The following is an 18,224-nucleotide window of genomic DNA, read 5'->3' on the forward strand; positions in this document are numbered from 1 at the left end:
GGCCGCCACGATGGCCGCCTTGGGCTTGCGGGCGCGAACCGGCGAGGCGCTGCCGGTTCGGGTTCTGTTTGCGGCCCCGCTGGCAGAGCGAGGCGTTCGGGTCGACGTGACCATGAGGTGCAGGCGATGGAGTCGTCAGTTCGCCACGGACCCGGCGGGCATCAGTCGTCTGCGCGGAGCTTGCCGAGCGCCGCCCCGGCCAGCTCACCGATCTGCGTCAGGAAGTCGGTCGCCATGCCTTCATGGAAGCGCCGTGCGTCTTCCGAACCCATGACGAGCAATCCGAAGATCGGCCCCTCGGGCGTTTGCGGATCACGCAGGGCGAGCAATGCCACAGATGCCGGATCGCTCGGCGCGCCCAGCCACGTCACCGCTTCGAAGCCGGTATTGGCACCGCAATACGGCGTGGCCAGACTCGACGCGAAGATCTTCACCTCTTCACTCACACTGCGGGCGAACTCGGCCGGTTGATACGGCGCCGCCACGTTCCACAGGCGGACTGCCGCGAAGGGCACATTGAAGACGTCGCGCAGGCCCCGGGCAATGGCTTCGGGCAACGCATGCGGATCGCGCTCGCCGAGCAGGCCGAGGGTCCAGCGGTGCAGCTTGGCCGAGATGTCGTCATTTTCGTGACCGTAGCGCATCAGCTCGGCGAGGCGTCGCTCGATCTGCTTGGTTTTCTCGCGCTGCATCTCGATCTGGCGCTCTTGCAACGACACCGCGCGCTGGCCGTGCGGGCTGGTGAGCCGCACACCGGCCAGCAATTCGGCATGGCGCTCGAAGAAGTCGGGATGCGCGATCAGGTATTCCGCAATATCTCGGTCGTTCATGAGTGTCCGTCTGCTGTTCGTCAACTGCCGCCAGCCGCCCTCGAGCACAAGGGTGGCCCGCGGCCGCCTGGGTCGCTAAATCAGAAATCGTGAGAAACCAACATCGTACTGTCCTGCTGCCGGAGCGCATCGCCGGGACCGACGCTTTGCGTCAGATCTCGATCGTGCCTTCGAAGACCGTGGCGGCCGGCCCCGTCATGATGACCGGACCGCTCGCGCCGTCCCAGTCGATCGTGAGCGTGCCACCATGCGTTTCGATGGCCACGGGTGCGCTCAGCAACCCGCGGCGGATACCCGCCACGGCGGCCGCGCAGGCACCGGTGCCGCAGGCGAGTGTCTCGCCGGCACCGCGCTCGTACACGCGCAAACGTGCCTGATGCCGGTCCACCACTTGCAGGAAACCGGCGTTCACACGGCGCGGGAAGCGGGCGTGACGCTCGATCAGCGGGCCGTCCGTCTCCACCGGTGCGGTGTCGACGTTATCCACCACCTGCACGGCATGCGGATTGCCCATCGAGACCACGGAAATCCAGGTCGTCTTGCCGGCGACGTCGAGCGGCCAGAGCGTGTCGGCCCCCTCGCGGCGACCTTCCAGAGCGCTGGCGTCGAACGGCACGTCGGATGGTGTGAGGATCGGCGCCCCCATATCCACGCTGACCTGACCGTCGTCGCGCATGGTGAGCGTGATCACGCCTTGCTGAACTTCGACGCGTACCGAACGCTTGTCGGTGAGCCCCGTGTCGCGCACGAACTTCACGAAGCAGCGCGCGCCGTTACCGCAATGCTCCACCTCGCCGCCGTCGGCGTTGAAGATGCGGTAGCGGAAGTCCACGCCCGGCAGCGCCGAGCGTTCGACGAGCAACAGCTGATCCGCGCCCACGCCAAAGTGGCGGTCGGCGAGCGCACGCCACTGTTCGGGCGTGAAATCGATGGTCTGCGAGATGCCGTCGATCACGACGAAGTCGTTACCGGCGCCTTGCATCTTGGTGAATTTGAGCTTCATGCCGCTATTGTAGTGGAGAAGGTCGACGCGCATCCGGTGCCGGTCAGTACACGCCCGGCTCGCCGGGCGGACGCGTCTTGAAACGCTTGTGTACCCAGTAGTACTGCTCCGGCATCTTGAGGATCTGCTCTTCGAGGAACGCGTTCATTCGGCGCGCATCGGCGTCCGGGTCGCCACTCGGATAGTTTTCCCACACGGGGAACACCTTGAGGCGGTAGCCCTTGTAATTGGGCAGCACCTCACCGATAAATGGCAGGATCTGGGCCCGTCCGACTTCGGCAAGGCGGGAAACGGACGTCAGCGTGCAGGTCTGAACACCGAAGAACGGCACGAACGTGGAATTTCGCGCGCCGTAGTCCATATCGGCCGCCAGCATGACCGGTTTGCCCTTTCGGAACATGCGCAGCACGTCGCGGGCGCTGTCGCCGCGCGGAATCATTTCCGCGTCGAAACGGCCGCGTTGCTCGCGCGCCATGGCATCGAACGCCGGGCTCGACATCGGCGTGTAGAGCGATGCACAAGGCCGGTGCAGCGAGTAATTGATGAATACCGAGCCCGCCTCGATGCCCACGAAGTGGAAGCCGAGCAGAATCGTCGGCGGCATGTTCGGATCGCGCAGATCGACCGCCGAGTCGAGCTCGATGAGCCGCTCCAGCTTCTTGCCGTCGGCGAACCATTGCACACTGCGCTCCGCATAGCTGCGGATGGCGTGGACGAACGATGCCTTGGCGACCCGCTCACGCGTAGCGTCGTCCCAATGGGGGAAACATAGGCGCAAGTTGGTGTGTACCACGCGTTTGCGCGAGCTGGGCAGGGCGTAAAGCACCCGCCCCAGGCCCGCGCCGAAACGCGCGACCCAGCTATAAGGCAGCAGGTTCAGCCCGCGCAGCAGGCCAACGCTAAGGTAGTAGCCGATGGACTTCTTGGGAGTAGTTGCCATGTCGCCAGCAAAATTTCTTCAGGGGCGTATAATAATCGACATCGCCGAGTTAACTGACAACTTGCGGGGCGATTCGAATGAGCCACCTCACTGGCAGCGCATTCGACCAACTTTCCGCTAAAGCGTCGCCGCTTCTCCTCCGATGACGGCTACGTGAGTCGCCAAATTCGTATAAAGGAGCCAGAAGTGGCGAACGACTATCTTTTTACCTCCGAATCGGTTTCCGAAGGTCACCCGGACAAGGTCGCTGACCAGATTTCCGACGCCGTTCTCGATGCCATCCTGAAGCAGGACATCTACGCCCGCGTTGCTGCCGAAACGCTTTGCAACACGGGTCTCGTCGTGCTGGCTGGCGAAATCACCACGACCGCCACGGTCGACTACCAGCAAGTCGCGCGTGAGACGATTCGCCGCATCGGTTACGACAACACCGACTATGGCATCGACTACAAGGGTTGCGCGGTGCTGGTCGCCTATGACCGCCAGTCGCCGGACATCGCTCAGGGCGTGGACCGTGCGCATGACGACAACCTTGATCAAGGTGCCGGCGACCAGGGCCTGATGTTCGGCTACGCTTGCGATGAAACGCCGGAACTCATGCCGCTGCCGATCTACCTGTCGCACCGTCTGGTCGAGCGCCAGTCGCAAGTGCGCCGTGACGGCCGTCTGCCCTGGCTGCGCCCGGACGCCAAGTCGCAAGTCACCATCAAGTACGAAAACGGCCGTCCGCACAGCATCGACACCGTCGTGCTGTCCACGCAACACGCGCCGGACATCGGCCTGGAAGCCCTGCGCGAAGCCGTGATCGAAGAAGTCATCAAGCCGGTGCTGCCGGCCGACCTGATCAAGGGCGACATCAAGTTCCTGGTGAACCCGACTGGCCGTTTCGTGATCGGTGGCCCGCAAGGCGATGCCGGCCTCACGGGCCGCAAGATCATCGTCGACACGTACGGCGGCGCCGCGCCGCACGGCGGTGGCGCGTTCTCGGGCAAGGACCCGTCGAAGGTCGACCGTTCGGCCGCTTATGCCGGCCGTTACGTCGCGAAGAACATCGTGGCTGCCGGTCTGGCCTCGAAGTGCGTGATTCAGGTCTCGTACGCCATTGGCGTGGCCCGTCCGACGTCGGTCATGGTCAACACCTTCGGCACCGGCAAGATCAGCGATCAGCGCATCGCCGAGCTGGTCGAGAAGCACTTCGATCTGCGTCCGAAGGGCATCATTCAGATGCTCGACCTGCTGCGCCCGATCTACGAGAAGACGGCCGCCTATGGTCACTTTGGCCGTGAAGAGCCGGAATTTACGTGGGAAGCGACCGATCGCGCCGACGTCTTGCTGGCCGACGCCGGCCTGCGCGCCGTGGCCTGATCGAGCCCGACGCCCCCCCGGCTGTGTCCGGTTTCGACCGGTAGCAGCCCAACAAAACCCCCGCCCGGGTCAACCCGGCGGGGGTTTTGTTTTGTCTGCGTGTCGGACGCCGGCGACTCAGGCAGATGTCAGCGCAGCAACTGCCGGATCATCGCGGCGAACACCTTGCCGTAGGGCGGATTGAGCAGCCCGGCGCCGTTCCAGCGCGCCTGCCGGAAAATCGGTTTTTCCTTGGAGAACGTGCGGAAGCCCGCCTCGCCGTGATATCCGCCCATACCCGACGCGCCCACGCCACCGAACGGCAGCGCATGCTCGGCGACATGCAGCAGCGTGTCGTTGATCGTCACGCCACCGGAAATCGTGCCGTCCACGACCTGATCGATGCGCGCGGTGTCGGTATCGAACACATACAGCGCCAGCGGACGCGGACGCTCATTCACATACGCGATGGCAGCGTCCAGATCGTCGTAGGGCACCACCGGCAACAGCGGCCCAAAGATCTCCTCTCGCATGACGCGCATGCCGTCGTGTACACCGGTGAGCACTACGGGCGGCAAACGTCTGCGCACCGCCTGCGCCGGCGTATCGAACAGGGCGTGCGACGTGGCGCCCTGTGCCGCCGCCTCAGCCGCCAGCCCTGACAAGCGCTCGAAGTGACGTGCCGACACGATGCTCGTGTACTGCGGATTGTCGACGGCGTTCGGGTAGAGACGCGCAGCCACCTGCTTCGCCGTCGCCACGAAAGCATCGAGCTTCTCGCGCGGCACGAGCACGTAGTCGGGCGCCACGCAGGTCTGCCCGGCATTGACCAGCTTGCCGAGCATGATGCGCTCGACCGCATGCTCCCAACGCGCTCCCGGCCCGATGATGGCGGGCGACTTGCCGCCAAGCTCCAGCGTGACCGGCGTGAGATGCTCGCTCGCCGCGCGCATCACGTGATGGCCGATCGACGTCGCGCCGGTAAACAGCAGATGGTCGAACGGTAACGTCGAAAACGCGCGCGCGACCTGCGCGTCGCCGGTCACGACCGTCACCCACTCCGGCGGAAACGTCTCGGCCACCGCCGCCGCGAAAACCTCGGCAAAACGCGGGGTGACTTCGGAAACCTTGATCATCACGCGGTTGCCCGCCGCCAGGGCGTCGGTCAGCGGGCCGACGGCGAGAAACAGCGGGTAATTCCACGGCACGATCACGCCGACGACACCCAGCGGTTGCGGAACGACCGCCTGCCGTGCGGGCAACAGCCACAGGTTGGCCCAGCCCCGCGAGCCGCGCATCCAGCGACGCGTGTGCGAAAGCGCATGCTTCAGATTGCCGTGCGACGGGAACAGCTCGAGCATGTCCGTTTCCTGTGCCGAGCGGCCGCCGAAATCTTCGTCGATGGCATTCGCAAACGTTTCGCGATACTTATGCAACATCGCCTGCAACGCCTTCAGGTGACGTTTGCGCGTCGGCCAGTCGACTTGTGGTGCAGCGTCGTGCGCGCGGCGCATCGCATCGAAGCGAGGAGACAGCAACGCGCGCGCCATGTCGTCTTCCGCCGCGGCATCGCCCCCCGGCGATACCGCTGCCGCCTCGTGCAAACCGTTTATCTCATGCTGATGTCCCATGCTGCCTCCTCCCTGCCGTCGCCGGCGCCCCACATCCGTGCCGCCCGGCGCCATCGATATGTTGTTATGCGTTATGCGAGAAAAGCCCGGTCGAGCCAGGCACGTTGAACCCCTGCCGCGAGCGTCTCCGGCATGACGCCATAGACGCGTCCGCCGGCATTCGAGAAGCGGCTCTCGATAAAACCGTGCGCCAATTCGGCCGGCGCGTGTTCGAGCAGCAATGCCGCCTGAGACAGCAATACCACCTGCTGAGCAATGGCGCGCGCACGGATCGCATGCGTCGCAGGATCGGCGGCCAGCCACCCGTGCAGTTGCGCCAACGCCGCACGCAACGCTGCGTGCGATCCGGTACGTTGTTCGAGCCACCGGAACCAGTGCTGCGCAACGTCAGGCTCGCGGCTCATCGCGCGCAACACATCGAGACACATCACATTGCCCGAGCCTTCCCAGATCGAATTGACCGGCGCCTCGCGATACAGACGCGCGAGCGGCCCCGTCTCGACGTAGCCGTTGCCGCCCCACACCTCCATGCATTCGCCCGCGAGTTCGAGCGCGCGCTTGCACACCCAGAACTTCGCCGCGGGCAGCACGATGCGCCGCCATGCCCGCTCGACGGGCGAGTCGTCATCGCACGCGCTCGCGTCGAACGCTTGCGCGAGACGCATCGCCAGCCACGTCGCCGCTTCCGACTCCAGTGCGAGATCCGCGAGCACCGTCGTCATCAGAGCCTGATCGACGAGCTTCGCACCGAATGCCGTACGGTGTCGCGCATGATGAATCGCCTGCACAACGCCCGCGCGCATCATCGCTGCGCTGCCGATCACGCAATCGAGCCGCGTGTACGTCGCCATCTCGATGATCGTGGGAATCCCGCGTCCCGGCGCACCGACGCGCGTGCCATACGCCGCCTGAAACTCCACTTCGCTGCTCGCGTTCGAACGGTTGCCGAGCTTGTCCTTGAGACGCTGAATCTGCACGGCGTTCTTACGGCCGTCCGGGGTGTAGCGCGGCACGAAGAAACAGGAGAGCGCGTCGCTGTCGCTATCGCGTGCGAGCACCAGATGCGCGTCGCACTGCGGCGCGGAGAAAAACCACTTATGGCCGACAAGCGAGAACGTGCCATCGCCGCGCTCGGTCGCCGTGGTCGTATTGGTGCGCACGTCAGAGCCGCCCTGCTTCTCCGTCATCCCCATGCCAATGAGGATGGCGTGCTTCTGTGCGAGCGGCACATCGCGCGGGTCGTGCTGCGGCGCGAGCAGCTTGTCCTTGATCGACGCGAAGAGCGCGGGCTCCTTGGCGAGCACGGGAATGCTCGCGAAGGTCATGGTCGTGGGACACAGCGCACCCGCCTCGTTCTGCGCGTGCAGAAAATACGACGCCGTACGTGCCGCCATCACCCCGCCGCGCGGATGCGCCCACGGCAACGACTGGAGTTGTGCACCGCGCAACAGGCCCATGAGCGAATGCCACGCAGGATGAAACGCGATGTGATCGATGCGATTGCCTTGCGGATCGAAGGATTGCAGTTCCGGCTCGTGACGATTGGCCGTCTGCGCCCACTGCTGGACCTCAGCCTCGCCCAGACGCGCGCCCTGACGGTACAGCGCCTTTCCATGCCAATCCGCGTCGAAGGCCGCCACGGCAGCTTGCAGAGCGTTATCCGTCGTGTAAAGGTTGTAATCGGTGAGCGGCGGCACCTGATTGGTGACGTCGTGAGTCTGCCAGGCTTCAGTCATCCGTGTCTCCGTATGCCCATCTGCCAAACATGGGACGCTCACTTTAAGTGCATCCTTTCATCATAGCGGCTAGGCTCACGCGCTCGCACAAATTAGAGGAATGCTTCACTTCCCCCCCGGGCATAGGGAATGTCTGCCTACAATGAGTGCCGCTGCGAAGTGACATCCATGAGGTGAAGACCGCGTGGCCCGGCACAAGAAAAAGCGCGCAGAACGATAAGCAAAAAGCAGCGAACAATAATTCGACAAAGCAGTAGATGCAGTGCCCATCCAAGGGAGGATGACAGCATGGACTACGACTACGTCATTGTCGGCGGCGGCTCTGCCGGTTGCGCGCTGGCCGCGCGGTTGGCCGACGGTGCACCGGATCGCACGATCGCGCTCATCGAAGCCGGTCCGCCCGACGACAGTTTTCTCATCCGGCTGCCTCTGGGCATCGCCGCCCTGGTGCCGTTTCGCTCGCGTCGCAACTATGGCTATCGCACGACACCGCAGGCGGGGCTGACGGGGCGTCAGGGCTATCAGCCACGCGGACGCGGCCTCGGCGGCTCGAGTTCGATCAACGCGATGATTTACACACGCGGCCACCCGGACGACTACAACGACTGGGCGCAGGCCGGCTGCACCGGCTGGGGATGGGACGACGTGCTGCCGTACTTCCGCCGCAACGAACATAACGAGCGCGGCGCCGACGCCTGGCATGGCACGGGCGGCCCGCTCAACGTCTCGGATCTGCGCACGGTGAACCCGTTCTCGAAACACTATGTCGAGGCGGCGCGCGAAGCCGGGTTTCCCGTCAGCGACGACTTCAACGGTGCGCAATACGAAGGCGCAGGCGTTTATCAGGTGACGCAGAAAGACGGCGAGCGATGGAATGCCGCACGCGCCTATCTGCACGGGAAATCGCGGGCGAATCTGCACATCGTTACCGATGCGCTCGTGCAACGCGTCGTCTTCGACGGCAAGCGGGCGACGGGCGTCAAACTACAACGTCGCGGCGCGCTGGAGACGATTCGTGCGCGCGCGGAGGTCATACTGAGCGCAGGCGCGTTCAACTCTCCGCAGTTGCTGATGTGCTCCGGGATCGGTCCTGCCGATCATCTGCGCTCGCATGGGCTGGAAGTGCGCGTCGATGCGCCGGGTGTCGGTGAGAATCTGCAAGATCACATCGACTTCATCATCAACAAGTACGTCGCGCATCGCGATCTGGTCGGCTATACGCCTGCCGGGTTGTGGCATCTGCTCGCCCAAGGGCTGGACTATCTGCGCGACAGGCGCGGCCTGTTCGCCAGCAACGTGGCCGAGGCCGGGGGGTTCCTCAAGAGCGATCCTTCCCTCGCACGCCCAGACTTGCAGATGCACTTTCTCGTGGGCATCTGCGACAACCACAATCGCCGGTTGCATTTGCGGCGCGGCCTGTCGTTGCACGCGTGCGTGCTGCGTCCGAAGAGCCGAGGACGCGTGACGCTCGCCTCCGCCGACATGCGCGACGCCCCGCGTATCGACCCGGCGTTCCTGCAAGCGCAAGAGGATGTCGACACATTGCTGCGCGGCGCCCGCGTGATCCGGCGAATTCTCGCGGCGCCATCGCTCGCGCAGTTCGGCGGGACGGAGTTGCACAGCCGGGGCGTGGAGTCCGACGAGGCGCTGACCGCGCTGATCCGTGCGCGCGCGGACACCATCTATCACCCGGTCGGCACGTGCCGCATGGGCAGCGACGCCAAGTCGGTCGTCGATACGGCACTGAAGGTGCGCGGCGTGGAGGGACTGCGTGTGGTCGATGCCTCGATCATGCCAACGCTCATCGGCGGCAACACCAACGCACCGTCGATGATGATCGGGGAAAAGGCTGCGGATCTGATTCTGGGACGTGTGTCGGTGTCGGTGCCGGTATCGGTGTCGGTGTCGGCGCAGAACCCCGGCCCGGCGGCGGTGGACGCCTCTCGCACGCCCGCGGCCGGCGCAACGGTGTTAGCCGCCCGCGCGCAGCCACAGGTTTAGGAACGGCTCGCCCCACAACAGGCTCGCCAGCGCGCCCAGATTCAGCCACGGACCGAACGGCAGCGGCTCGCGCAACGCGCGGCCGCGCCACAGCCCCAACACCGCAAAGGCCAGTGTCGCCGCCACCGCGCCGAACGCCAGCATCAGCGGCACGCCAACCCAGCCCAGCCACGCGCCGCATGCCGCGACGAGCTTGGCGTCGCCACCGCCGAGCCCGTCTTCCCCCGTCAGCATGCGATAAGCCCCCGCGATCGCGCCCATGACGCCGTACCCCAACGCGGCGCCGAGCACGGCGTCATCGATGGGGAGCGTCAGTCCGATCACACTGCACAGCAAGCCGGCCCATAGCAGCGGCAACGTGAGCACATCGGGCAACAGCCGCGTGTCCATGTCGATCAGGGTGAGCGCCAGCAACACGGTGCCGAAGCCGCACCATGCCAGCATCGTGAGGTACTGCATCGAGGGCGCGAACTGCCACGCGATGCCCGCGAACATGGCCCCGACGGCCAGTTCAACGAGCGGATAGCGCAACGCGATCCCCGAACGGCAATGCGCGCAGCGGCCGCGCAGAAGAAGAAAACCGAGCACCGGGAAGTTATGACGCGCGGCGATGCGTGTCTCGCAATGCGGGCAGCGCGACGGTGGCCAGGCCAGATTGAACACGGGGGTGACCGGCGGCACCCGTCCGGCCCACGCAGCGACCTCGTGCGCCCACTGCGCTTCGAGCATGCGCGGCAGGCGATACACAACGACGTTCAGAAAGCTCCCGACGAGCAGTCCCAACATCGCCATCGCCGCCACGACCGCTTCACGCGGCAGCGCCCGGAATTCGGCCGACAGAAGATCGATGAGCGACGACATCGTCAGAACATCGACTCCGCATACTCACCCGCAGCGTGTCCGATCTGCAACATGCCGGCCACGGTGAAAATGATCGTCAGACCGACGAGCGCCATCAACAGGGAGCGAAGCGCTGCTGAACGCAATTTGATGCGCTCGGCGACTTCCTCGATGGTCATCAGCCCGATCTTGCGAATGCCCGCGTCGAAGTTGGAACGTCCCGAGTATTCGACCAGACGGTCGAAGACTTCCTCGTTGAAGATGCCGGTATCCATCGCCTTGACCATGCTCCGTTCGCTCTTGAGCGACGCGCGCATACGCAGCAAATGAGAGCGCATCCAGGGCGACGCCCCTGCAAGCAGTAGCGAAATGGCATCGAACACCGATGTCTTCGCCCCGGTCAGCGCGGCAAGCGCCACTAGAAACTCGCCGGCGCGCACGTCGCGGTACACGGCGTAGGGACCGAAGTTGTCGGCGCGCCGTCGCAACGGCCCCGTCCATCGGCTGAGCGAGAGCGACACTGCCACCACAAGCAGCAGCGGCACGCCATAGAGTAGTGGCCACCAGTTCGCGACGAAACCCGACACGATGTACAGTCCCGCGCCCACCATCGGAAACTGATCCGGCGGCATGATCTCGACCATGATCGGCATCATGCCGTAGGCCACGCCGAGTTGAATCGCCGCGAGCAGCACCGACATGAAGATCGGCAGCACCACGGCCCCGGCAATCGCCGCGCGCGTCTGCTGCTGCAGCGTGACCACGCGCGCCAGAAAGCGCAGCGCGCCGGGAAGATCGCCCTTCTCCCCCGCGGAAATCACGATCAGATCTTCGTCGGGAATGGTGCCTTCCCACGACTTGCGCAAGTTCTTCGAACTGGCGCGATCCCGCCATATGGCGTAGAGCGGCGCCATCGGATTGCGCCGCTCCTTGGCGCGCGCATACCGGCGGGAGAACAGTTCGAACGGATTGGCACCGTCCTCGATGGCATCGGCGAAGTCACTGTAGAACTTCGCGCGTGTCTTGCGAAAGTGGCGCTTCGCACGACTCAGGCCCGGATACGGATCACGCGCGGGAGACAGCTTGGCAAGCAGACGATTGGCGGCTTCGAGCATAGGGATTAGCGCTGTGTTTCAGACGAATCTCGTGAAGGAAACTTACACACTCGCCAGACGGCGTGGCGGTTGAGGCGAGGTGGAACCGCCCTTCCAGACCTGGAACTTCTTGAGCTTGTGGAACGCGGCTTCGATGTCCGCAGGATCGATGCGGCCCTGCGCCATCTTGTAGATCGCATGCTCCATGGCCGACTTGCCGTACATGACCGGACTCGTGAGATCGCCGTCGTGATGGGCTCGCCAATAGCGTTGCGCCTCCCAGAACTTCGACTGACGCAGCAGGTCGAGCAACTCGTCGGACAATTCGCACACCTCTGCCACGACCGTCTGCCCTGCCGTGCCACGGCCCTTGCAGTGATCGCAGCCCGGGCCTGCAACGCGCACACCGGCGGTATCGATGCCGAGGCCACCGATGACGCACAACGTCATCTCGTCGAGATGCCCGACGGCGGGCAGCTTGCAGTGATCGCACAGCACCGGAATGAGCTTCTGATAGACCATGGCGGTGAGAAAGTTGGGCGATGTCACGGCCGAGACCGGCATGCCGATCTCCTCGCTGATCAGGCGCGGGATGATGCCGAACGCGCTCGACGCGTGAACCGTGGACAACACCTGGTGGCCCGTCTCCGTCATCGACTTGGCGAAGGAACCGGTCTCGACATCGCGAATTTCGCCGGGCATGAGTTTGTCCGGATCGCCACGCAACAACACCTTGGCGGCTGCGCCAAAAGCCGATTCGCCGTGACCGTCTTCGGCACGCCGCTGAATCGGGATCTGCGTCACGTGCGGCTGGATGTACTCCACCGGATCTTCGATGGAGAAGAATTTCTTACCGGAGTCGCGCTCGTACATCATCATCGTGCGCAACGTCGTTGATTTGCCCGAGCCCGTCTCACCGGCGATGATCGTCAAGCCGGGACTGCGATATACCGCGTTCTCGAGCACCTCGATCTGATCGTCGGAATAGCCGAGTTCGGAGAGCGACATGACGTCATCGTCCACGGCTTCATTGACGAGCAGCCGCAGCACCACGTCGACGCCGCGATTCTCGCGGATACTCTGCAAGCGAAGCTGATACTTGCGGTTGCGCAGGTTCAGCGGAATCGAACAGCTCTGATGCTGGTCCTCATCGAAGTGGTTGTGGCTACGGCTGCTGGGGTCGGCGCGCGAGTTGTACGCCGCCGAAACGGCATCGAGCATCGCGTGATAGTCGCGCGAGAGGCGATCCGTCTCGCTTGTCGCGCGCAGCTTGCCGTGAATGCGCATGCGCACGCGCACATGCTGGCCTTCGCGGAATTCGAAGTGGACGTCGGAGGCACGCGCGTCAATGGCACGTTCGATGATCAGGTCGAAATTCCGATAGGCCCCGGTGCGCTGCTCCTCAGTGCGCGCGCCGCTTCCGCCCTGCTGTTGCAGGCGCGACTGCATGAGCAGTATTTCTTCCGTCGTGCCGACATAAATGCCCTCCAGATCGAGCCGATGCGTGGCGCGAACGGCCTGCTCGAAACGCGACAGCAAATCGGAACCCTGCATGCGCACGAATGTCGTGTGCTCGAGCAATACCAGAAAGAGCCGTGGCTTCGGGGCAACGAGCACCAGCGACCCGTTTTCCGCCCCGGCCAGCGTGATGCCGAGATCCTGACGCCAGCCTTGCATCTGAATGTCGTCGACACGAAGATCCGCGATGGGCCGAGCGACGGTGCCGCTGCGCGAGTTGACACGCGAGAGCGCCGCCTGGAAACGATCAGAAATCTTCGCCATTGCGCCGCCCCGATGAACCGAGTCTCGCGCGACTCGCCTGTGCTTCGCTCGCCGATGACGTCCCTATCGCATTGGGCAGCAGCAGACGCTGTAACTTTCCGCCTCGCGTCACATCCACGAAATCGCTGCCGATCTTCACCACCCGCCAATCGCCGAACCGGTCGCCGTCGCTCACGCTGTAACCAAAGCGCCCATCGACGCGCAGATAAGCGACGGTCGTGTCGTCAACGCCGTGAATGAACATCAGTTCCGGCAACACCTCGGGCGTGGCGGTGGCCGCAGGGGCCGGCGTGCCGTCGGCAGTCAGCGTCTCTTGCGACGATTTGAGGTGCGAACGAGCGAACGCGTCGATCGTTTCTTCGGCATGCGCGGACATGACCGGCATCGAAGTCGACGCCACCACGGCTGTCGCAATCCATGCCGTGCGGCGGAGCTTAATGGACATAGTAGGTTCCTTGAGCGGAGAAGACGGGTTTGGTCTCGTCGATCACGATGGTCAACTCGTGCAACGACATGTTGCCGGCGCGCATCATCAAACCCGCCACCGAATCGACGAACGCGAGATGCCCCGCCATCTTCCATTCCCCCTTGGCGATGGGTGGCGGAACGTCGCTGCGCGTCACCACGGCCGCCGGCGCCTGAACGAGCGGTTGCGGCATCGTCAGAGAAATATCCATGCCGTAGTCACCCAGCGATTGCAGGCGCGCGCCCGCGGTGCGCAGAAACTGCGTGCGCGGCACGGGCGTTACGCGCGCCTCGCCATCGTCGAGCTCGTCTTCGTTGTCGGCGAGTGGCTGCACGTTTGCCGCAACGGGCAGGGCTTCGGCGTGCGCCGATACCGGCGGGACGGTGTCGGCGGGCGTCATGGTTTCGCGCGCGTTATCGAGATCGACGATCTGGGCATTCGGCCGTTGGGAGAGAAGCAAATCGAACGTACCGCCTTCCTGACGACGCCACTGAATCTCGCAACGATCGCCCTTGCACTCGATGGCCGCCGGGCGCCAGCCTCCCGCGCTCGCTGGCAGCGACTGGACGGCGTATTGCACGCGCCGGGCATACGACGCGCCCGTCGAGAAGGGTTCCGCAGCGATCGCGCGGGCGAGCGCTCGCCGGTAGGCATCGACCGGATCGATCTGATTGGCGGCCGCCAGCTTTGCCTGCTGCCTGTCGTCGTACCAACGCCAACCCCACCACCCGGCCAGACAGACAAGCGAGAGCACTGCGAGCGAGATCGCGGCAATTTTCAGTTGCCGCGCCGGTAGCGGCTTGCGCACGACTTGCAGACACGCGTCGCGCGGCGTTTCCTTGTGCGCATGCGCCGCAATATCGTCGAGCGTGAGCGTCACGTCGGCGCCGCTGCCATTTAACGGCGCGATGCCCGCGATCGTGATTCCGCGTTCGATCTCCGCCGCCCATTGCTCCAGTCTTGTGCGCAGCTCCGATGTGGGGACGACCAGATCCAGCTCCGGGCGGCGATCGCGCAACGTGACGAAGAACATCGCCGACAGATCGTCGGGATCAGGATGCACGAACGCCACGTTCGGCGCATCGACCATCGTCCCGAGCAAGGCACCCAAGGCATACAGTTCCGGCGCGCTCTGCCCTTTGATCGAAGGCACCAGCGAGAACAGCCCCACCGTGCGCGTGCCGGCGCCATCGTCGGCTACGGCGAAGTGCGAGGCGTCGCGACTTCGGGCGAGTCCGCGGATCTCCGTAGGCTCCTTTTGCAGGCCGATCAGTGTCTCCCACTGCGCACCGACGACGAGCCGGTTGGACAATATGCGCGTCATATCACACGCCCTCGGTCAATTCCGGCGAAATCAGGATCACGACTTCCTTGACCTGCTGCCGCGCCTCCTTGGTGCCGCCCTGGTAATTGAAGAGGCCATCGCGATCGGTCGAGTCGTCCCGGCGACGGAAGCCACTGAGCACCAGCGTGTCGCCCGCCTTGAGCGACGCCCGTTGCATGGTCTGTATCGACGCCGTAATCGGCAACTGCATGAACGTCCCGACGCCAAGTCCGTCATCGGCACCCGCTCTGTCGTCCTTCCCGCCTACGCCCACCTTCACCCCATCAGGGCCGACTTCCGCGCTCACGTCCGGACTGGTGCCGCCCTCCGTATTGGTGCCGCTGGGCGCTTCTTTGCCCGTACGCAGATTGATCTTGTCGAGCTTCTTCAGGTCGGACATGTCGATCTGCACCTGCAACATCACGCTCCGGTTGTCCATCAGCGTGGGCAACAGGTTCATCACGAAGCCCGTGGTCAGCACCGACTGTTCGGCCGTCACGACCGCTTGCCCGCCATAGTTGCCGGGCGTCATCTTCGTTTGCGCGACAAAGCCCTGATTCTGCGTGACGGCAACAGGCGCCGGTTGGTTGTTCAGCGTCACCACCGTGGTATCGATCACCGTACTCACGCGGCCCTGCTGGCTGAGTGCGCGAATGAATGCGCCGGACCCCTTGAATCTGCCGCTGTCGATCTTGTTGAGTTGCAGGCCGCCTTTGCGCGCCATGAGCGTGCCGCCTGCCGCGGGCCCGGCCAGGCCCAACGTGATGCCGCTCGCGGCCCGATACACCAGATCCCAGTCGACGCCCGAGGCGGAGTTCTCTTCGAGCGCCACGGAGTACACCTGCACGCGCAACTTGACCTGACGGCCGAGCACGGCGTTCTCGGCGTCGATGTAACTTGCCACGCGTTCGATGACATCCGCCGTGTCGCTGACGACGAGCGAACTCGTCACGACGGACGGCGTGACACGCCCCCCGTCGGAGAGCATATCGGTCACCGTGCGAACGAGATCCGACCAGTAATCGAGTTCGGATTCCACGCTCACGTTGGCGTCGGCGTTGAAGCTCAGATCGACGCCACCGGCCGAACTGCCCGGCCCGCTGCCGCCCGCCGCACCGCGATTGGCCTTCATCTGCGAGGCCTTGCCCACCGACGCCGAATACGACGAACTGCCGGGCATCATCTTGATCTGGAAGGTGCGTGTCACGTAGCGCGCGAAATGAACGACGCCGTCGCGATAGGTCCAGTGCGTGCCCGTTCGATGCGCGATGGTGTCGAGCAGCCCGGAAAGCGATCCGGAGTACTGCAGCGGCACCGTCGGCTCACCCGTGTCGGCGCAGTTCAGCTGGAAGAGGTTGGCGGGACCGCCGCTGCGATTGGCGCCACGATTGGCGCCATTGCCGCTGCGCTCGTTGCCTGCCGCACACGACACGTCCGAGGCCATGCGAATGGTCAGACCGTTACCGCGCGCCACCTGCGCGAGCACGATCGACATGGGCAACGGCGCGCCGGTAGCAAAGCGTACGTTGCGTTTGAAGAAATCGGGTAGCGCTATCGAGGCATGGATGGGGACGGAACGCTTCGCGAGCCACGCCCCTTCGACATGCTCGATGGCGCGAATCGGGGTCGCCGTGTAGGTATCGAATGCCGATTGCACATCCGTCTGCGCCTGCGACACATTGGCATCGGTCTTGGTGAGCATGCCAGGCGTGCCGCACGCCGTCAGAAACGTTGTGGCGCACAACACGCCAAGTCGCTTTCTCATGGATTACCGCTTCCGTCATGGTGGCCGCGCCCGGGGGGTGCGCAGCGCTCGTTATTGTGTGGCGTGAACGACGCGCAGCACGCGGTTGGCCTCGTAGACTTTCACGCGAATGGGCGCATCGGTGTTCTGCAGAGAGACCACGATCTGCTCGACGATGCCGAGGAAGTCACCCCTGAACGTGGCCGGATACTCGATAGGAAAGTCGCGGTCGATTTCCCACGCGAGCTGCCAGCCGTGCCCTTCCAGATAACGCTGAAGCGCCACGGACACGCGGCCGTCGCCGGGCGACATGAACAGTTCGAGAAGCTCGCGAACCTCAACCTGCGCGGGTAGCTCGGGAGACTCCTGAGCTGCCGCAGACTGCACAGTCTGCGATGACGGCTCGGGCATCGAAGCCACATCCGACAACACATCGCTCGATGGCAGCGGCTCCAGCGCACTCGCAAGGGAACGCGGCGGCGGCGTCATCGCCGGCGCCGCGCCGCCGGACGTCAACGGTTTATGGCTGGCGAAGGCGATCTCGATGTCAGGCGACCGATGTTCCTCCTGAGCCCTCTCCAGAGCGAGCGCCGCGCTCGACCATACGGTTGACGCGACTGCCGCGGTCAGCATCCTTTTGATGCGCATCTTTTCCTCACGTCGAATTCAATGCCGAAATGCCGGATGTGGTTCGATCACGAGATCAGGAGCCGCTGATGGTGAATTCGAGCTTCGCCTTCGTCAGGTTATTTTTCTGTTCCCCGTCTGCGCTGTTCGCATCCGAGGATCGGCAAGCCGTTGCCAGATCGCCCATCTTGAACGGCGTTCTCATATCCTTGAGGTTCGTGCTGTTCACGCTGATGGTTGTAAAGTTGGACTGCAACGTGGTCATGAATTTCTGGCACTGGTCGCTAGGCACTTCCTCGGACGTGACCTTCACGCCAAAATTGGGCCCATTGGCGATAGCGGACGTGATCGGTTCCATTTTCATCTTTCCGCCGAAGCGGTTCAGATATTCGCCAGCCTGACCGGCAACAGGTGTCATGCCGTTGAACAACCCCATCTTGTCCATGTCTTCCGCGGCGGTCTTCGCGGTCAATTGCCCCGACAAGACAGCGTTTTGCACCGAAACCACCGCCATCTGCCAGTCCTTGATCTCCTGATTCACCCGCACCGAGTTCATCAGTCGCGGCACCCCGACCATCGCACCGGCCATGATCAGGCCCATCACCGCCACGGCCACCGACAGCTCCACCAGCGTCACACCGCGCTGACGGCGCTTGTTCAAGCGGCTGACCATTTTGCTTTTCATCGGTACGAGTGCGCCCCCGTTCACTTGCATGTTCATATCCCTCATCCTGAGCAAATCGATTGGAAAAATCGCGCGGCCAAGCGATGTCTCCCCTAAGCCGCGACAGGGGCGATTTATGCCTGAACACCGAGCACGGCGTTATCGCGTGTTATCCAGATTTTTCGCAAATTGACAAAT

The 18,224-nt window shown here is 64.1% G+C and carries 15 protein-coding genes; 2 read left to right on the top strand and 13 right to left on the bottom strand.

The genetic code is table 11. The annotated features are described in order from the left end of the window. Positions 1-161 precede the first annotated feature (161 nt). The 3 genes from PBR20603_RS03020 to PBR20603_RS03030 all read right to left on the bottom strand — a co-directional run bounded on the left by PBR20603_RS03020 (position 162) and on the right by PBR20603_RS03030 (position 2,773). Positions 162-830, bottom strand: coding sequence for a DUF484 family protein (locus PBR20603_RS03020; RefSeq protein WP_150558034.1), 669 nt, complete (start codon positions 828-830; stop codon positions 162-164). Between the two features lie 151 nt (positions 831-981). Beyond that, positions 982-1,833 carry a diaminopimelate epimerase gene (gene dapF, locus PBR20603_RS03025; RefSeq protein WP_150558035.1) on the bottom strand — a complete coding sequence of 284 codons (852 nt, stop codon included), beginning with the start codon at positions 1,831-1,833 and terminating at the stop codon, positions 982-984. A gap of 43 nt (positions 1,834-1,876) precedes the next feature. Then, complete coding sequence (locus tag PBR20603_RS03030) at positions 1,877-2,773, bottom strand: lipid A biosynthesis lauroyl acyltransferase (RefSeq protein WP_150558036.1); 897 nt, start codon at positions 2,771-2,773, stop codon at positions 1,877-1,879. 186 nt (positions 2,774-2,959) lie between these two features. Here PBR20603_RS03030 and metK point away from each other — a divergent pair, with 186 nt between their 5' ends. Beyond that, entirely contained in the window at positions 2,960-4,138 is a 1,179-nt protein-coding gene (gene metK, locus PBR20603_RS03035) for a methionine adenosyltransferase (protein ID WP_150558037.1), read from the top strand. 128 nt (positions 4,139-4,266) lie between these two features. Here metK and PBR20603_RS03040 read toward each other — a convergent pair whose 3' ends face one another. After that, on the bottom strand, positions 4,267-5,667 hold the full coding sequence (locus PBR20603_RS03040) for a coniferyl aldehyde dehydrogenase (RefSeq protein WP_425495785.1): 1,401 nt from the start codon (positions 5,665-5,667) through the stop codon (positions 4,267-4,269). Between the two features lie 152 nt (positions 5,668-5,819). Next, positions 5,820-7,484 carry an isovaleryl-CoA dehydrogenase gene (locus tag PBR20603_RS03045; RefSeq protein ID WP_150558039.1) on the bottom strand — a complete coding sequence of 555 codons (1,665 nt, stop codon included), beginning with the start codon at positions 7,482-7,484 and terminating at the stop codon, positions 5,820-5,822. 288 nt (positions 7,485-7,772) lie between these two features. Between PBR20603_RS03045 and PBR20603_RS03050 the strand changes: the two genes are divergently transcribed. Further along, a complete protein-coding gene (locus PBR20603_RS03050) occupies positions 7,773-9,485 on the top strand; it encodes a GMC family oxidoreductase (RefSeq protein WP_150558040.1) in 1,713 nt (570 codons plus the stop codon). Here PBR20603_RS03050 and PBR20603_RS03055 read toward each other — a convergent pair. Genes PBR20603_RS03055 through PBR20603_RS03090 form a run of 8 tightly spaced genes read right to left on the bottom strand, consistent with a single transcriptional unit; the run spans position 9,456 to position 18,035 of the window. Continuing rightward, positions 9,456-10,346, bottom strand: coding sequence for a prepilin peptidase (locus tag PBR20603_RS03055; protein ID WP_150558041.1), 891 nt, complete (start codon positions 10,344-10,346; stop codon positions 9,456-9,458). The two genes, PBR20603_RS03050 and PBR20603_RS03055, sit on opposite strands and share 30 nt — an antisense overlap. 2 nt (positions 10,347-10,348) lie before the next feature. Further along, positions 10,349-11,440 carry a type II secretion system F family protein gene (locus tag PBR20603_RS03060; protein WP_150558042.1) on the bottom strand — a complete coding sequence of 364 codons (1,092 nt, stop codon included), beginning with the start codon at positions 11,438-11,440 and terminating at the stop codon, positions 10,349-10,351. A gap of 42 nt (positions 11,441-11,482) precedes the next feature. After that, the gene (locus PBR20603_RS03065) at positions 11,483-13,201 is read right to left on the bottom strand and encodes a GspE/PulE family protein (RefSeq protein ID WP_150558043.1); all 1,719 of its coding nucleotides are present in this window, start codon (positions 13,199-13,201) and stop codon (positions 11,483-11,485) included. Beyond that, complete coding sequence (locus PBR20603_RS03070; protein WP_150558044.1) at positions 13,185-13,646, bottom strand: hypothetical protein; 462 nt, start codon at positions 13,644-13,646, stop codon at positions 13,185-13,187. Before PBR20603_RS03070 ends, PBR20603_RS03065 begins: the two co-directional genes overlap by 17 nt. Then, positions 13,636-14,991, bottom strand: coding sequence for a type 4b pilus protein PilO2 (pilO2, locus tag PBR20603_RS03075; RefSeq protein WP_150558045.1), 1,356 nt, complete (start codon positions 14,989-14,991; stop codon positions 13,636-13,638). The genes PBR20603_RS03070 and pilO2 overlap by 11 nt, the downstream gene beginning before the upstream one ends. 1 nt (position 14,992) lies before the next feature. Continuing rightward, positions 14,993-16,756 (bottom strand): secretin N-terminal domain-containing protein, encoded by a 1,764-nt coding sequence (locus PBR20603_RS03080; protein WP_150558046.1) that lies wholly within the window; start codon positions 16,754-16,756, stop codon positions 14,993-14,995. A 51-nt stretch (positions 16,757-16,807) separates the two neighbouring features. Then, on the bottom strand, positions 16,808-17,383 hold the full coding sequence (locus PBR20603_RS03085; RefSeq protein WP_150558047.1) for a toxin co-regulated pilus biosynthesis Q family protein: 576 nt from the start codon (positions 17,381-17,383) through the stop codon (positions 16,808-16,810). Positions 17,384-17,438: 55 nt separating this feature from the next. Further along, entirely contained in the window at positions 17,439-18,035 is a 597-nt protein-coding gene (locus PBR20603_RS03090) for a type 4 pilus major pilin (protein WP_174977757.1), read from the bottom strand. Between the last annotated feature and the right edge of the window lie 189 nt (positions 18,036-18,224).

Source organism: Pandoraea bronchicola, assembly GCF_902459805.1.
Taxonomy (GTDB): Bacteria; Pseudomonadota; Gammaproteobacteria; order Burkholderiales; family Burkholderiaceae; genus Pandoraea; species Pandoraea bronchicola.

What these genes read in the sequence shown, in the direction of transcription:
- PBR20603_RS03050 (WP_150558040.1), top strand. Translation starts at nt 7,773, where the DNA reads ATGGACTACGACTACGTCATTGTCGGCGGCGGCTCTGCCGGTTGCGCG.
- PBR20603_RS03080 (WP_150558046.1), bottom strand. Translation starts at nt 16,756, where the DNA reads ATGAGAAAGCGACTTGGCGTGTTGTGCGCCACAACGTTTCTGACGGCG.
- PBR20603_RS03020 (WP_150558034.1), bottom strand. Translation starts at nt 830, where the DNA reads ATGAACGACCGAGATATTGCGGAATACCTGATCGCGCATCCCGACTTC.
- pilO2 (WP_150558045.1), bottom strand. Translation starts at nt 14,991, where the DNA reads ATGACGCGCATATTGTCCAACCGGCTCGTCGTCGGTGCGCAGTGGGAG.
- PBR20603_RS03040 (WP_425495785.1), bottom strand. Translation starts at nt 5,667, where the DNA reads ATGGCGCGCGCGTTGCTGTCTCCTCGCTTCGATGCGATGCGCCGCGCG.
- PBR20603_RS03045 (WP_150558039.1), bottom strand. Translation starts at nt 7,484, where the DNA reads ATGACTGAAGCCTGGCAGACTCACGACGTCACCAATCAGGTGCCGCCG.
- PBR20603_RS03030 (WP_150558036.1), bottom strand. Translation starts at nt 2,773, where the DNA reads ATGGCAACTACTCCCAAGAAGTCCATCGGCTACTACCTTAGCGTTGGC.
- dapF (WP_150558035.1), bottom strand. Translation starts at nt 1,833, where the DNA reads ATGAAGCTCAAATTCACCAAGATGCAAGGCGCCGGTAACGACTTCGTC.
- PBR20603_RS03055 (WP_150558041.1), bottom strand. Translation starts at nt 10,346, where the DNA reads ATGTCGTCGCTCATCGATCTTCTGTCGGCCGAATTCCGGGCGCTGCCG.
- PBR20603_RS03070 (WP_150558044.1), bottom strand. Translation starts at nt 13,646, where the DNA reads ATGTCCATTAAGCTCCGCCGCACGGCATGGATTGCGACAGCCGTGGTG.
- PBR20603_RS03085 (WP_150558047.1), bottom strand. Translation starts at nt 17,383, where the DNA reads ATGCGCATCAAAAGGATGCTGACCGCGGCAGTCGCGTCAACCGTATGG.
- PBR20603_RS03060 (WP_150558042.1), bottom strand. Translation starts at nt 11,440, where the DNA reads ATGCTCGAAGCCGCCAATCGTCTGCTTGCCAAGCTGTCTCCCGCGCGT.
- PBR20603_RS03090 (WP_174977757.1), bottom strand. Translation starts at nt 18,035, where the DNA reads ATGGTCAGCCGCTTGAACAAGCGCCGTCAGCGCGGTGTGACGCTGGTG.
- PBR20603_RS03065 (WP_150558043.1), bottom strand. Translation starts at nt 13,201, where the DNA reads ATGGCGAAGATTTCTGATCGTTTCCAGGCGGCGCTCTCGCGTGTCAAC.